Below are 15,588 nucleotides of genomic sequence, written 5' to 3' on the forward strand. Positions count from 1 at the left end.
TACCTGGTTAGCGTGTTATGTCTGGACTTACTCGGCAACGATACCGCGTTGCTTGATCAGTTTGGCCCACATCGGCATTTCCTTCTCCAGCCGCTGGCGGGCCGCTTCCGGCGTGGTGGGCGTGGGCTCGAAGCCTTCCTTGACCATGCGTTCCTTGACGGGCTGCGACGCGAGCGTGGCATTCAGCGTGGCGTTGAGCTTGTCGATCACGGCCTTGGGCGTACCGGTGGGCGCGAACACCATGAACCATGTTTCGAACTGGTAATCAGGCAATCCGGCTTCGGCGGCGGTCGGCACGTTGGGCATCGACGGCGAGCGCTTGCTGCCAGTCACGGCAAGCGCGGTCAGCTTGCCGCCCTGTACGTGCTGCTGCGCGGCGGACACCACGGGAAAGCTCATGTCGACCTGTCCGGCAATGGTATCGACCAACGCAGGGCCGCCGCCACGATACGGTACGTGGACGATCGAGACATTGGCTACGGACTTGAACAGTTCGGCTGACATATGGAAGGTGCTGCCGTTGCCTGCGGAGCCGTAAGTCAGCTTGTCAGGTTTCGCCTTGGCCAGCGCCACCAGTTCCTGCAGGTTCTTGGCCGGCACCTTGTTGTTGATGACCAGCACGTGCTGCGAGCTTGCGACCATGCCGATGGGCGCGAGATCCTTCAGCGTGTCATACGGCATGCGCGGGAACAAGCCCGGATTGATCGCCAGCGACACGGTCTGGAGGCCGATGGTATAGCCGTCGGCCGGCGACTTCGCCACTGCGTCGACCCCGATGTTGCCGCCTGCGCCGGCGCGGTTCTCGACCACGATGGTGCCGCCCAGGCTCTTCGACCACGCATCCGAAACCAGCCGGGCCGCGATATCGGCGCTGCCGCCGGGGGCGTAGGGCACGATCAGGCGGACCGGCCTCTGAGGATATGACTGGGCCGAAGCGGTGCCGATCACGGCGGTGCAGGCTGCAAACGCAAGGATGCTGGCGAGTTTCATGGGGGTCTCCGTCTGTAGGAATCGTTATGCGAGGCATCCTATCATTTGCCTTGTGGAACATAATTTAGGCACAATCACTTCTTTAGTTCCTGCGATTCAGCAATTGACGCGCCATGGACAGCTTCTCGGATATCGCCTTTTTTCTGTGCATCAATCGCCACGGCAGCCTGGCATCGGCAGCGCAGGAACTGGGCGTCACGCCGTCTGCGGTGAGCAAGCGACTGCAGGCGCTGGAAGCGCGGCTCGGAGTGCGGTTGTTGCACCGGACCACGCGCCGCATCAGCCTGACGCCGGAGGGCGAGGGCTACCTGGTGGAGGGTGGGCGCATCCTTGCCGAACTGGAGTCGCTGGAGCGAACCGTGGCAGGCAGCAGCACCACGCCGCATGGGTTGCTGAAGATCGGCGCAACGCTGGGCTTCGGGCGCCAGTACATCGCCCCGGCATTGCTGGATTTCGCGCGGCTGTATCCGAAGATCGAAATCCAGTTGCATCTGAGCGAGCGCCCCATGAATCTCACGGAACTGGGCCTCGATGCGGTCGTGCACTTTGGTGAGCCACCCGATGTGCGACTCACGGCGCGGCTGCTGGCGAACAATGCGCGCATGCTGTGCGCCGCACCGTCATACATCGCCCGCGCAGGGTTGCCCGCCAGCCCGCGCGACCTCTCGCGCTTCGACTGCATCTTCATTCGCGAGGCCGACGAGACGTTTGGTACGTGGCATCTGCGCAGCGGTACGCAGCAGGAGAGCGTCAAGGTGCGCGGCACGATGAGTACGAACGATGGCGCGTCGGCACTGGCATGGGCGCTCGAAGGGCAGGGCGTGATCGTGCGATCGGAGTGGGACGTGGCCGGACATCTGCGCAGCGGCGCGTTGGTGCGGGTGCTGCCGCAATGGCAACTTGCACCTGCCGATATCTATCTGGTCTACAGCGCGCGAAACAATCGCTCTGACAAGGTGCGTGTGCTGGTGGACTTCCTGCTCGAACGGTTTGCCGCGCATCGTGCGGAAACGCGTGCGGGCAAGACGAGTGGCAGCGGACGCTGGTAGTGCGCGCTACGTGATCAGGTCAGCAGCAACAGCGACACCATGCCCACGAGAATCAGGCTCGCGGCCCATACGGTATCGAGATTGAACCAGCTACGTCCCACGAGTTGAAGGCCCACATGCCGATACGTCAGCCATGCCATGGACCCCCCGGCTGCCATCATCGCGAGGGTATGGATCAACGCAACGCACGCAGCCATCGCCAGATTGCGCGTGGACAGTGCGGCCATGGCCTGATGCCCGGCATCCGCATTTGCATCGCACAGCCCGAGATAGATCGGGATCAGCATCAACCCCGCACCGTGTGCAATGGCAATCGCGAACGACCAGAGCGCGAATTGCGTGGGACGGATACGCGCCAGCACGCGTGCATGGCGGCGACGCAGCAACAGCACGATGCCGAAGGCCACGGGCAGCAGGCTCGCCACAATCTGCAAGGGCCGTTGCCATGCAAGCAGCGACGCGAGCATGCCGAACGGCAGCGTCATCGCGAGCACCGCGAGCAGATGGCCCGCACCGAGGTAGCCCATGGCACCGGCCATGGCGCGCGATGTGGCATGAGACGATGGTCCACTCGTGCGCGCCATCAATCCATTGGACACAGCCAGCGGCCACCCCATCGCTGGATTCAGTCCGTGGTACAGGCCGCTGAACACCACGGCCGCCCACAGGCCCGCGTACTGCCACGCGTCACTCAAGACCGGATCGACGGATAGCAGAAGGAATCGGTCGAGCAGTCGCCGCCTTCGAGCCGGATCTGGTGGGCGCGGTAGCCATCCGCGAATTCCACCCAATAGTCCTTCTGCAGCGTGAGTCCGCCATGGGGGCCGACGTTCGCCATGACCTGCGCACCGGGAACGCCATCGGGATAGAACTGGTCATCCCATGTGGAATACAGCGAATTGGTCCAGTAGACGCGCTTGCCATCGCGGCTGATCTCCACCATCTGCGGGCCGCCTGCGAACGGCTTGCCATTGGGATGCGGCGTGCGCCGGACGATACCGCCGAGATGCACGGAGCCCACGAGCTTGGGGCTGTGCGGATCGGTGACATCGTATTGACGCATTTCGCCGGTGCCCCAGCACGACACGTAGAGAAAGCGATCGTCGAGCGAGAGATCGATATCGGTCACGAGCGGCGGCACCGCGCCAAAGCCTTGCAGCAGGGGCGGGAGATCGTCCTTGTCAGCAGGTTCCGGCGAGATGGTCACGGTTTTCTCGGCGAAGAACTGGCCGTCTTCGCGCCACCACGTCCAGATCGATCCTTCGAGATTCGTGGTGTCCACCACAACACCGACAAAGCCGTATTCGCGAATCGGATCGTGCGCAGGCCGCACTTCCAGCGCCATCTGATGCTGTGGTCCGAGGTCGAGCGTCTGCACATTGCGCCGGCCGCGCAGATCCCAGAAATGCAGCCGGTGGCCGTAGCGGTTGGCCAGCAGATCCTCGGGCACGATACCGTTCTCGAACTGCGGCGGCAGCGCCCATTCGCTCGACACCATGTAGTCGCGCGGCAGGTTCCACCAGAAGTCGTAGTGCTTGTCCTGCGGACCGCGGTCGATCTCCCAGCGGCCCAGTACGTCGAACGTCTGGCAGTCCATGATGAAGATGCCGGGCTCGCCTTCCGTACCGTCGGCGCCACCGCCACCGAGGCAACTGACGTAGATCCCCTCCGGGCCGCAATGGATGGTGTGGGGACGCGAGTAACCGGTCTTCTGGAATACCTCGTCGGGTTCGATCACGCGATGGATCCTGGCCTGCGTGGGATGCGGCTTGGTATCGACGATATACAGGCGTGACGAGCGCATGCCCGGAATGATCAGGAAGCGCCGCTCCAGAAACGCATGACCTGTCAGCGGCGAAAGCGCAGACGAACAGGCGTTCCATCCGAAGTGATGCAGCTCGTCGCCCTTGTGCGTCATCGGCACCGTATGTACCACGGTGCCGTATTGCGGCGAGCCGGGTTTGACATCGACAACGGCCAGCGCGTCGGGTTGCGAGCCATCGGGGGAGAGCAGCACCGTATAAGCATATTCTTCCGGCGGTGCGCGCATCGCGAGTTCTGGCGATGCGTGAAACGTCGGGTCGGGTCGCAGCGTCATATGAGGTCTCCTCGATACCTGTACCGCGTCGTGGGTATGGACTCACGCGCAGCGGGAAGAACACCGTACCTAGAGTAGGAGTTGATGCGCACAGGGTCAACGGCGATCACACCAGCGCACTCGGGCCTATAGAATCACGCGTACACACCAGCCTGGATACCTTGCGCATGACGGCACCCGACACACTCACACGTCCGCCCGCCATTGGCCTCGGCAGTGCGGCACGCGACCTGTATCGCGCGCTCTGGCGCCACGCCCACGGCGTACGGCGCCATCTGCTGGGCGCAGCGGGCCTGCTCTCGGCAGCCCAGTTGCTGCGCCTGACCATGCCATGGCTCGCTGCGCAGGCCATCAATGCATTGCAGCAGGGCCAGATGGACGTGGCCGGGCGCTGGATTGTGTATCTCATCGGCATCTATCTGCTGTCATGGCTGTTGCATGGTCCGGGGCGCATCCTGGAGCGCAACGTAGGCGTACGGGTGCGTGAGCGGCTATCGGATCAACTCTATGCGCGCATTGCCATGGCGCCGCTGGCATGGCGCGATGGGCGCCATTCGGGCGAGTTGCAGCATCGTGTGGTGCAGTCGAGCCGTGCGCTGTCGGATTTCGCGCAGAACCAGTTCGGCTATCTGCAGAGTGCGTTCAACTTTGTGGGACCGATTGTGGCGCTGGCCTTGCTGTCGCGTACCAGTGGCGTGATCGCGATCACGGGCTATGTGGCGGTGGCGATCATCATCCTGCGCTTCGACCGCACGTTGATGCAACTGGCGCGCGCGGAGAATGATGCCGAGCGTCGCTATGCGGCGGCGTTGCTCGATTTCGTCGGCAACGCGAGCACGGTCGTGGGGCTGCGATTGCAGGCCGCATCGCGCAAGCTGCTGGGCCATCGCATGGATGCCGTGATGGTGCCTCTGCGCCGCGCGGTGATGGTCAACGAGGGCAAGTGGTTTGCTGTGGACCTGCTCGGCATGGGGCTGACGTGGATTCTCGTGGTGGTCTATGTGTTGCAGACACGCCAGCCGGGACAGGCAGTGCTGCTCGGCACGATCTTCATGATCTACCAGTACGCGCAGCAGGCAGCCACGGTGGTGGGCGCCATGGCGTCGAACTTCCAGAGCTTCGCGCGCATGCATACCGACTACGGCAGCGCGGAACCGATCTGGGATGCACCCGGCGATGCCGATGCAGTGACACCAGCCATCGTGGCAGATGCGCCGTGGCAATCGCTGGAATTGCGCGCCGCCACGTTGCGCTACGCAGACGACGCACGCGGCGGATTGCATGGCATCGACTTGAATCTGCAACGTGGTGCGCGCATCGCACTCATTGGTCCGAGTGGCGGCGGCAAGAGCACGCTATTGCGCATGCTGGCCGGACTCTATCGTCCGCAACACGGCGAACTGCTTTGCGATGGTGCGCCGATTGATTGGGCGGCGTTGCGTACGCTGGGCACGCTGATTCCGCAGGAAGCCGAAGTGTTCGAAGCGAGTGTCGAGGAGAACCTCACCTTCGGTGAACCGGCCGATGCCGCCGCGCTGCAATCCGCAGTCCATACCGGCGTATTCGACGAGGTGCTGGAACGCATGCCCGATGGACTGGCGAGTGCACTGAACGAGCGCGGCGGGAATCTGTCGGGTGGACAGCGGCAGCGGCTGGCACTGTCGCGCGGTGCGCTGGCGGCGCAGGGCAGTTCGCTGTTGTTGCTGGATGAGCCTACCAGCGCGCTCGATCCGCAATCCGAAGGGCGTGTGTTCGAGCGCATGTTCGAGGCGTTTCCCACGGCATGCATCGTGGCGTCGGTGCATCGCCCGAGCCTGCTGTCGCGCTTCGATACGATTGTCGTGGTCGAGGCTGGCCGCGTGACCGATGCCGGACCGCGCGACGCGGTGCTGTCACGGCGCGCCGGGTGAGTCGGTGGGTGGCGTGGGATCGGCTTCGATGCGCAGGCGTGGCAGATACTGCGGATACTCGCGCTGCATGAATGAAATCAGCCCTTCGCGTACCACGCAGCGCAGATCCCATGCGAGTCCCGACGAGGCTGCCGTGCACAGCACGCGCAGCTGCATGGTGCGCTCGTTGGCATCGGTGACCACGAGGTTGAAGAAGCGCCGGTCCCATTCCGGCGCGGCGTGGACGATGCGTTCCAGTTCCGCGCGCAACGGTGCCAGCGGCATGCCGTAGTCCACGTGGAAGAAGACCGAGCCCGTCAACTGCGCGCTGCTGCGGGTCCAGTTCTGGAAAGGCTTCTCGATGAAGTACTGCAGCGGAATGATCATGCGCCGCTCGTCCCAGATCCGCAGGACCACATAGCTGCCGCTGATTTCTTCCACACGCCCCCATTCGCCTTCGACGATCAGCACATCGTCAAGACGGATCGGCTGCGTCAATGCCAACTGCAAGCCGGCGATCAGGTTGCTGAACACGGGCTTGGCGGCAAAGCCGGCAATCAGGCCGACCACACCGGCGGAGGCGAGCAGGCTGGCACCCACCTGCCGCGCGCCCGGGAATGTCATCAGCAGCAGCGAGGCACCCATCACGATCGCAAGCGTCATCGCAATGCGCGATAGCACGCGGGTCTGCGTGTGGATGCGGCGCGCATCGATGTTATCGGCCACGTCAACGGGGTTGCGGCCCAGTACGCCTTCCGCGAACCCGCCGATGATCCGCACCACGAGCCAGGTGATGACGATGATCATCAGCAGGCCGTTCACATGCCGCACGCTGTCTATCCAACGCAAGTCATCGGGCGCCGCCTGCCACACGGTTTGTAGCGCCAGCAACGGCAACACGAACCGCGCCGGCGCACGCACCTTGATCACGATGGCACGTAGTAGCAGGGTGGAGCGGGTGACGCGCAACAACAGCAGGCCACCAATGCGATGCACGACGAGCGCTGCAATGACAGCGATGACGGCAGCCGTCCAGGTGTTGAACCAGGGATGGGAGAGGATCTGCTCAGCGTTCATTGGATGTGCAATGTGAGGTAGCAATCCATAACGACAGGAGGAAGGAGGGGAAGTTCAGGAGTAACGATTGAATCGACCCTGTGGTTTGCTCCCCTCTCCCCTGCAACGGGAGAGGGGAGCAAACCGGCGGCACAGCCAAATCAATCGTCCAGCAAAGACAGGTCGCGCACGGCGCCCTTGTCAGCCGACATCACGAGCTTGGCGTAGGCCTTGAGCGCGCCCGATACCTTGCGCGGACGCGGCTTGGACGGCTTCCAGCCACGGGCGTTCTGTTCCTCGCGGCGGCGGGCCAGTTCCTCGTCGGACACCAGCACGTTGATCGATCGGTTGGGGATGTCGATGCGGATACGGTCACCGTCGCGCACCAGGCCAATGGCGCCACCGGCAGCAGCTTCCGGCGAGCAGTGGCCGATCGACAGGCCCGAGGTGCCGCCCGAGAAGCGGCCATCGGTCAGCAGCGCGCATTCCTTGCCCAGGCCCTTCGACTTGATGTAGCTGGTCGGGTAGAGCATTTCCTGCATGCCGGGGCCGCCCTTCGGACCTTCATAACGCACGATCACGATGTCGCCGGCCTTGACCTTGTCGTTGAGGATGTTCTCGACGGCTTCGTCCTGCGATTCGGTCACGTGTGCCGAACCTTCGAACACATGGATGCTCTCGTCCACGCCGGCGGTCTTCACCACGCAACCGTCGAGGGCGATGTTGCCGAACAGCACGGCCAGTCCGCCTTCCTTCGAGAACGCGTGTTCGTACGAGCGGATGCAGCCTTCGGCGCGATCCAGATCCAGGCTCGGCCAGCGCGTGTCCTGGCTGAATGCCACCTGCGTCGGCACACCGGCGGGGCCGGCCATGTAGAACTTGCGCACGGCTTCGTCCTTGGTGCGCACGATGTCCCACTGGTCCAGTGCGTCGCCCAGCGTGGCCGAATGCACGGTCGGGGCATCGGTATGCAGCTTGCCGGCGCGATCGAGTTCACCGAGGATGGCCATGATGCCGCCCGCACGGTGCACGTCTTCGATGTGGTACTTGTTCGTGTTCGGGGCCACCTTGCAAAGCTGCGGCACCACGCGCGACAGGCGGTCGATGTCGGTCATCGTGAATTCGATGCCGGCTTCCATGGCAATCGCCAGCAGGTGCAGGATGGTGTTGGTGGAACCGCCCATGGCAATGTCCAGCGTCATGGCGTTTTCGAACGCCTTGAAGCCCACCGAGCGCGGCAGCACGCGTTCGTCGTCCTGCTCGTAGTACATGCGGGCCAGTTCCACGATGCGGCGCCCGGCGCGCTTGAACAGTTGCTCGCGGTCCGCGTGCGTGGCCACCACGGTGCCGTTGCCCGGCAGCGAGAGCCCCAGCGCTTCCGTCAGGCAGTTCATCGAGTTGGCGGTGAACATGCCCGAGCACGAACCGCAGGTGGGGCAGGCGGAGCGCTCTACCTCGGCCACGTCGGCGTCCGAGTAGTTCGAGTCGGCGGCGATCACCATCGCATCGACGAGGTCGAGCTTCTTGAACTCGATCTGCTTGGTAACGGGGTTGGCCAGGCGCGTCTTGCCCGCTTCCATCGGGCCGCCCGACACGAAGATCACGGGAATGTTCAGGCGCATCGCGGCCATCAGCATGCCCGGGGTGATCTTGTCGCAGTTCGAGATGCAGACCATCGCGTCGGCGCAGTGGGCATTGACCATGTACTCGACGGAGTCCGCGATGATGTCGCGGCTCGGCAGCGAGTACAGCATGCCGTCGTGGCCCATGGCGATGCCGTCATCCACGGCGATGGTGTTGAATTCCTTGGCAACGCCGCCAGCGGCTTCGATCTCGCGGGCGACCAGCTGGCCCAGATCCTTCAGGTGGACGTGGCCGGGAACGAACTGGGTGAACGAATTGACCACCGCGATGATCGGCTTGTTGAAGTCATCGTCTTTCATGCCGGTAGCGCGCCACAGCGAGCGCGCCCCTGCCATGTTGCGGCCGGCGGTGGAGGTTTTGGAACGGTATACGGGCATTTGTGGGTGCTGATGAAGGTTCGCGGGGAAATCGCGTGAAATCAGGCGGGCCAGCGGGATTGGGGCCCATCGCTCGTCCGTGCAGACAACCTCTTGAGTCGCGCCCGGGGCAAAGCCGAGGATTATCCCATATGACGCACGAACGGCGCATCATGTCGATGTGGCGCATGGGATACATGCATGCCCGGTTTGCCGCCTGAAATCGCCCTTCGCCCCACCCTCAATGCGCGGTCTTCCTCAGCATCGCCGTGTCATAGCCCAGTGATCGGGCGCGTTCCACCAACTTCAGGCCTGTCGATTCGTCGGGACGCGCGTCCCGCGTGAGAATCCACAGGTATCGTCCGGACGGTTCGCCGACGATCGACCATTCGTAGTCGTCCCCATGGTCGAGCACCCAGTAGTCGCCCACATAGAACGGGCCGAAGAACGACACCTTGAGCTTGGCGTTGCCGCTGTCCGGCACCACCTTGGCGCGGCCTTCCGAGGTGCGGGCGCCGCCGCCCTTGTCGCCACCGTTGCCGCAGGTATTGATCACGGAGACCAGGCCGTCCTCGCGCAGGGCGTACTCGGCGGTCACGCCATCGCAGCCTCGCTCGAAGCCATTTTCATAGCGCGCGTATTCGTACCACTTGCCAAGGTAGCGCTTGAGATCCACTTGCCTGGCCGGTTCGGGCACTGCCATGTTGCCGCGCTTGCCCGATGAGAACGTGCTGCACGCCTGGACGAGCAACGCGCAACCCACCAGCACGGCGCTGGCGGCAGTGAGATGCAGGACGGATCGTTTCACGGCGGTCTCCGAATGGAATGGTCGGGTCGATTATGCGCATCCTGGCGAAGCGATCAACGCTGCGCGCATCGAATCAGACAAACGCCGACACGCGGCCTGCACTGCCGGCCAGCACACACGCAGGATTTATACGAGCGTGCAAGAACGTCCGGGCGCTACGCGCGCCACGGTGCGCTGGCGTGCCTTGCGGGGCGCTTCGGGGCGCGCGGCTCAGGCGGTATGGAATTTGCGTCAATCAGGTTCCAGTGCGTGGCGATGGCGACAGCCACCCGCGCGGACCTTTTCATCGACGCATTGACCGGAGACGATCATGGCTCAGGAAAACAACGGACGCGGCGGTACGGACAATCGCTATGGCGATAGCGACGACCATCGCGGCGAGACACAACGCAATAGCTGGCAATCGCAAGGTTCGCAACGCCAGCAGCAGGCGGATAGTGGTGGATGGATGTCGCAACGACAGCAGGGCGGCGGTTCGGATTGGCAGGGCGGAGCGTCGCGCCAGCAGGGCGCAGGCAGCGACTGGAATGCGGATCGCGATTTGTCTTCTTCATCGTCGTCCAGCCACTACGGCGGTGACCAGCGCCGCATGGAAGACGAACGCTTCACCGGCATGCGCGCGAACCAGCGCGCGGGACAGGGACGCGAGTCAGGCAGCGGGCAAGGCTATGAACGCAGCGACTATCAGCGCGACCTGCAGAGCTCGCAAGGACGACGCAGCGAGGAACGCTATGGCCGTGGCGAAGAAGGCTACGGACGCCGCGATCAAGGCTATGGCGAAGGACGCTATGGCGAACGCGGCGAAGGCCGGTTCGGCGGTGGCGGCAACCAGCGCTTCGGCCAGCAACGCGGTGGCAGCGGAGATCGCGAGCGTTGGGGCGACTGGCATCAGGAAGATGCCTACGGTAGCGACATGAATCGGCAGCAACAATGGCGCCGCGGCAGCGAGCAGCAGGGCATGCAGTCATGGGGCGACGAACAGCAAGGCACGCGCGGCGGGCAGGGGCGGGGTCAATCGTGGCAGCAAGGTCAGCGGGGGCAGAGCGGTGGCATCGGCCAGAGCGGCTATGGCGGCTATGAAGGTGGCGGCTATGAAGGGTCTCGCGGCGGACGCGGCCAGACCTCTCTCGAACGCAGCTACGGCGGCTATGGCGGCGACCGGGGTGCGGGCGGTGGCGAGAGCCGCGGCTACGAACAGTTCACGGGTGCCAACGAGCGCCAGGGGATGACGCGCGGTCAGGGTGGCATGGGTGGACAAAGTGGCTATGGGCAAGGCCGCGGCCAGGGCGGTGGACAGGGTGGCTATGGCTACGACCTTGGCGGCAGCGGCGACATGCCGGCGCGCAAGCGCGTCGGTCCGAAGGGCTACGTGCGTTCCGACGATCGCATTCGTGAAGACCTGTGCGAACGGCTCACGCATTCCGGGCGGCTCGATGTCCGCGATGTGGAAGTGAAGGTGTCCGATGGGGTGGTGACGCTGAGCGGTTCGGTGCAGGATCGCCAGCAGAAGTACCGTATCGAGGACATGGCCGACGAGGTCTTTGGTGTGAAGGAGGTGACCAATCAGCTTCGCGTCACACGGCAGGAAGGTGGGCAAGGCGGCCAGTGGACGCGTCAATCCTCGCAGCCAGGCCTGACCGGCCAGTTGGGGCAGGCCGGCCAGACGGCCAGCCAGAACGTGGCGGGGCAGACCAGCGGCATCAGCAGTAGCGGCAGCGCAACCGGATCGTCCGCCAGCAGCTATGGCGGTGGCATGGAAGCAGGCCGCAGCGGCACGACGCCGGCTGGGACCGATCCCCACGGCGGCACCACGACACCAACGAAATCGTCTACTTGATAGATCGTTAGCGCCACATCGGAACTGACGGTCCCTGGTATCGCCCCGCCGGGCATGTCTTGCTGGCGGGGCTTTTTGCGTCGGCTTCGAGACGAGCGGCCAACTATGGATTGATTGCGCGGGGCGCATGGTCTACAAAACCAGAACCCCCGGGGGAGCCGGCAGCGACGCTGCTCTTGCAGCGCGCCGCCGCAATAATGCCAATCGTAGGGGACTGCACATGAATACCAATCCGAATCCGAACAAGGCGTTGTGGGAGAAGGGCGACTTCACGCGGCTGGCGGCGACGATGCGCGATAGCGGCGATCAGATCATCGAGAGCCTTGGCGTCAAGCCGGGCATGAAAGTGCTGGATCTCGGCTGCGGCGACGGCACCACGGCGCTGCCTTCCGCAAAGCGAGGGGCCGATGTGCTGGGCGTGGATATCGCCAGCAACCTCGTGGCGGCCGGCAACAAGCGGGCGAAAGAAGCCGGACTCGACAATCTGCGCTTTCAGGAAGGCGACGCCTGCGCGCTGACGGACCTGCCGGACGCCACCTTCGACCTGGTCGTCAGCATGTTCGGTGCGATGTTCGCGCCGAAGCCCGATGACGTGGCACGAGAAATGGTGCGCGTGACCAAGCCCGGTGGCCGCATCGTGATGGGCAACTGGATTCCGAACGATCCCACGCTCGTGGCGCAGGTGCTCAAGACCAGCATGAGCTACTCGCCGCCGCCACCCGAGGGCTTTATCAGTCCGATGCTGTGGGGCAGCGAGGCAGCGGTGACGGAGCGCTTCGGCAAGGCAGGCGTGCCGCCCGGGAATATTTCCTTCTCGAAGGAAACCTACGACTTCAAGTTCGCAGGCTCGCCGTCGAAACTGCTCGCGGAATTCCGCAACTACTACGGACCGACGATGAACGCGTTTGCCGCGGCGGAGGCCAACGGACGTACCGACGACTTGCAGCGTGAACTGGAGGCGTTGTTCAACGCGCAGAACAAAAGCGGGAATGCAGACACCACGTCGATTCCCGCGACCTTCCTGCGCGTGACCGTCAAGCGGCCCTGACCTGCGGCTGGTCACTGGTGCGGCACGCGTCGGCGCGCCGCACAAGGATTTGCAGGCTCGGACTCATCGGCTTGAGTGCGGCACGCTCGGCGGTCAGCGCACCAGCCAGACTGGCACGGCCATCGCGTATCGCGGCCTCGATCAGTGTCAGGCCGATGATGTCGCGCTGCGCGTGGCTGCCGCCGAACCGGTGCGCAATGAGTCGCACGGGCAATAGCAGTTCGATGGTCTGCGCGAACTCGCCGCGCTCGAATGCGATCAGCGCATCGGCCACCGGCAACCCGACATCGCGTGCCATGGCGGCATTGGTGCCTTCACCCTGCGCCGCCGTATCCAGTGCTGCGCGCAATGCCGCTGCGCCATCAGGCCGGCCGGCGCCCAGACTCGCCATGATCGCGTGCACATCGTTGAACGCGTAGTAGCCGGCTGCGCCGCGCCCCAGCCAGTCGTCGGCCGCGGGCTGCCAGCGCTGGCCGACCTCGACACCGCGCAGATGCAGGCGCCACAGCATGGCCGACGCGTCGATCAGATCGAGGGCAATGGCAGGCAGGGGTCGTGCGATGTATCGATCGAAGAGCGCCAGGACTTCCTCCGTATGGCCGGCCTCAAGGTGGAACAGCGCCAGGTGCCACCAGTTGTGCACGGCGAACATGTTGTCGCTGGCCCAGTCGTCGCGTCGGCTGTCGAGCCACGCCACGCCATCGTCCGTACGGCCCTGCATCTCCATGACATGCGCCACGGCATGCACGGCCCACGGGTCGCGCCGATTGATGTCGAGTGCGCGATGTCCCGCCGCTTCGGCGCGGTCGTAGAGATGCGTCTCTTCGAATCCGAACGCCTGCATGCCGAGCAGGTAGCTGTAGCCCGGTGTGTGCGTATCCCAATGCGGCAGCACCTGGCCGATGCGGTCGCGCAGCATCGACGACTGGCCCAGCAGGAAATCGCAGAGATGCGCTACCTGGATGGCGAGCAGGTCGTGCGGGTAATCCATCACGAGGTCGCCGTACTGGCGCAGCGCCTGGTCGAAGCGGCCATCCAGCCATGCGCGCGCGGCGGCGATGTGGCGGCGCTCCCGGTCGTTGGCTTGCGCATAAAGCGCCTCGCCCGCTTCCACGCTCTGGCGAAGCAGCGGTGCCGCCGTGCCATCGCCAGCGGTCACCATCAGGCCGGCGCGGAACGCATGACCCATCGCGAACGCAGGATCGTCCTCCAGTGCGGCGTCGATTTCGGCCAGCGGATCGGCGTAGTAGCCGTTCAGCAGCGCCAGTGCCGCTTCGTATCGCTCGACCGAGCGCGCGTGCTGTGTGGAGACTGCGAGTCCTCGTGCATCCGTATGTGCCATGACGTACTCCGTGCTTGCGTGGCGTCCGCGCCGAGAGGCGCGGAATCGGCAGACATCGTAGGGAACCGCGTGCTCGATGTATCGGGACACACGTCCCGGACAGCATGCCACGTTGCGGCACAACCGGGACAAGCGGAATGTCGGAACCCATCGCACTGCGGCGTGTCGAGCACACGCGCGCGTACATATCGTGCATGCGCGGACGTCGCAAGGCTGGTAAATGTCAGTTGCAAAATCGAACAGAATGTCAGGGGCCTCACCGCTACAGTTGCCGTTCCCAATGCCTGTAGGCGTTTATACGGAGGATCTTGAATGAAGCAACATCTGGCGAAATCCCTGTTGATGGCTGGCGCGCTGGTGGCGTCGTATCCGCTGCTCGCGCAGCAGAACCCATTCCAGCAGGGCCAGCCGATGCCAGCCGCACAGCCATACCAGGCCGCACCTTCCGCTGTACCGGCCGGCGCGACACCGACAGCGCCGGAAGCCGTACCCGCGCAGCAGCCCAACCCCTATGCGCAAGGTTCGATGCAGGGCGTGCAGACCGGTGTGCCGCCCGCACCGGGCGCCGTCGTTGCCCCGCCTGCATCGACGGCCATGACTCCGCCGCCTGCACAGGTGGACCCGGCCAGCATGACGCTGGCGCCCGATGCGCTGGGTACGCGACTGGGCCAACGCAATCCGTACCTCGACGGCGCCTGAAGCCGGCCGGTCCTGCGCCATGTTCCACATTGGGGCATGGCAGTTTCGTGGGGCCGGCGTGAAATTCTTACCGCGTGGCAGTTCAGTGACTACAGTTAGTCCATGCGCCAGCGCCAGGTGCGGCACGGGCATGGGCATTGCGTTACTCCATCACTGAACAGGGTTTGCGCCACGCGCCACGCATCATGCAAGAGCTCGCTTTCCGCACGCTGTTGTACCGGTACTTCTTCTTCGACTGGCTCTTCAAGGATGTGAGTCGGGGCGATGTGCTTGCGCGTGCGGCAGCGTGGCGCTTCAATCAGTCGCGTGCCCACTGGCTGCTGACGTATATGCGTCGATGGCTGTGGTGCGGCGTGCTGCTGTACGGGCTGGGCTGCGCGGTGGAAATGCTGATGCGCCAGCCGGGCCTGTCCGTGATCTTCTATTTGCCCGGTGCGCTCAGCGTGCCGGTCAACGTGGTCATCGTGATCATGTGGGTGGGACTGAAAGCCTGCCCCGGTCCTGTGCGGATGTAATGCGGCTTTCGATCGATGCGTAACGCCGGCCTTCGGGCCGGCGTTTTTCGTTCAAGCGTCTGACACGTCAGAAAAATACCGACTGGCCGGAACGGGGATGCTGCGGCAGAATGTGCCGATGTGAAGTTTTCGTTGTCTCGGGGTTTCCCCGTTTCCTTCTCTTGTTTTGCTCCCCTCTCCCGCAAGGCGGGAGAGGGGCCGGGGGTGAGGGCGCAGCGGTACAAATTGCGGCCTGTCGTAGATAGAACTGCGTGGCC

General features: G+C 64.3%; 13 protein-coding genes. 6 read left to right on the forward strand and 7 right to left on the reverse strand.

The window, feature by feature from the left end; all coding sequences use genetic code 11:
- Positions 1–27 precede the first annotated feature (27 nt).
- Entirely contained in the window at positions 28–990 is a 963-nt protein-coding gene (locus ABDB81_RS15955) for a tripartite tricarboxylate transporter substrate binding protein (RefSeq protein ID WP_346812056.1), read from the reverse strand.
- Positions 991–1,103: 113 nt separating this feature from the next.
- Here ABDB81_RS15955 and ABDB81_RS15960 point away from each other — a divergent pair, with 113 nt between their 5' ends.
- Entirely contained in the window at positions 1,104–2,039 is a 936-nt protein-coding gene (locus tag ABDB81_RS15960) for a LysR family transcriptional regulator (protein ID WP_137925641.1), read from the forward strand.
- Positions 2,040–2,053: 14 nt separating this feature from the next.
- Here ABDB81_RS15960 and ABDB81_RS15965 read toward each other — a convergent pair whose 3' ends face one another.
- The gene (locus tag ABDB81_RS15965; protein ID WP_237380716.1) at positions 2,054–2,656 is read right to left on the reverse strand and encodes a hypothetical protein; all 603 of its coding nucleotides are present in this window, start codon (positions 2,654–2,656) and stop codon (positions 2,054–2,056) included.
- A 74-nt stretch (positions 2,657–2,730) separates the two neighbouring features.
- Positions 2,731–4,137, reverse strand: coding sequence for a selenium-binding protein SBP56-related protein (locus ABDB81_RS15970; RefSeq protein ID WP_346812058.1), 1,407 nt, complete (start codon positions 4,135–4,137; stop codon positions 2,731–2,733).
- A 167-nt stretch (positions 4,138–4,304) separates the two neighbouring features.
- Here ABDB81_RS15970 and ABDB81_RS15975 point away from each other — a divergent pair, with 167 nt between their 5' ends.
- Complete coding sequence (locus ABDB81_RS15975; RefSeq protein ID WP_346812060.1) at positions 4,305–6,047, forward strand: ABC transporter ATP-binding protein; 1,743 nt, start codon at positions 4,305–4,307, stop codon at positions 6,045–6,047.
- Here ABDB81_RS15975 and ABDB81_RS15980 read toward each other — a convergent pair.
- The 3 genes from ABDB81_RS15980 to ABDB81_RS15990 form a co-directional block, all read right to left on the reverse strand.
- Positions 6,030–7,103, reverse strand: coding sequence for a mechanosensitive ion channel family protein (locus ABDB81_RS15980; RefSeq protein ID WP_346812061.1), 1,074 nt, complete (start codon positions 7,101–7,103; stop codon positions 6,030–6,032). The genes ABDB81_RS15975 and ABDB81_RS15980 overlap by 18 nt on opposite strands.
- A 140-nt stretch (positions 7,104–7,243) precedes the next feature.
- Positions 7,244–9,103, reverse strand: a complete 1,860-nt coding sequence (gene ilvD, locus ABDB81_RS15985) for a dihydroxy-acid dehydratase (protein ID WP_346812063.1) — start codon at positions 9,101–9,103, stop codon at positions 7,244–7,246.
- 220 nt (positions 9,104–9,323) lie between these two features.
- Positions 9,324–9,890, reverse strand: a complete 567-nt coding sequence (locus ABDB81_RS15990) for a lipocalin family protein (protein WP_137925635.1) — start codon at positions 9,888–9,890, stop codon at positions 9,324–9,326.
- A 310-nt stretch (positions 9,891–10,200) separates the two neighbouring features.
- On the opposite strand from ABDB81_RS15990, the gene ABDB81_RS15995 reads away from it, so the two are divergent.
- Positions 10,201–11,727, forward strand: coding sequence for a BON domain-containing protein (locus ABDB81_RS15995; protein WP_237380430.1), 1,527 nt, complete (start codon positions 10,201–10,203; stop codon positions 11,725–11,727).
- Between the two features lie 220 nt (positions 11,728–11,947).
- On the forward strand, positions 11,948–12,775 hold the full coding sequence (locus ABDB81_RS16000) for a class I SAM-dependent methyltransferase (RefSeq protein ID WP_137925634.1): 828 nt from the start codon (positions 11,948–11,950) through the stop codon (positions 12,773–12,775).
- On the opposite strand, the gene ABDB81_RS16005 is transcribed toward ABDB81_RS16000, so the two are convergent.
- Positions 12,762–14,117: a tetratricopeptide repeat protein gene (locus ABDB81_RS16005; protein ID WP_346812064.1), complete on the reverse strand. Its 1,356-nt coding sequence runs from the start codon at positions 14,115–14,117 to the stop codon at positions 12,762–12,764. The two genes, ABDB81_RS16000 and ABDB81_RS16005, sit on opposite strands and share 14 nt — an antisense overlap.
- Before the next feature lie 312 nt (positions 14,118–14,429).
- Here ABDB81_RS16005 and ABDB81_RS16010 point away from each other — a divergent pair, with 312 nt between their 5' ends.
- Positions 14,430–14,816: a hypothetical protein gene (locus ABDB81_RS16010; RefSeq protein WP_160473414.1), complete on the forward strand. Its 387-nt coding sequence runs from the start codon at positions 14,430–14,432 to the stop codon at positions 14,814–14,816.
- Positions 14,817–15,001: 185 nt separating this feature from the next.
- Positions 15,002–15,331, forward strand: coding sequence for a hypothetical protein (locus ABDB81_RS16015; RefSeq protein ID WP_137925631.1), 330 nt, complete (start codon positions 15,002–15,004; stop codon positions 15,329–15,331).
- The last annotated feature ends 257 nt before the right edge of the window (positions 15,332–15,588 follow it).

Origin of the sequence: Cupriavidus sp. DL-D2, from assembly GCF_039710735.1 — a bacterium.
Classification (GTDB): Bacteria; Pseudomonadota; Gammaproteobacteria; order Burkholderiales; family Burkholderiaceae; genus Cupriavidus.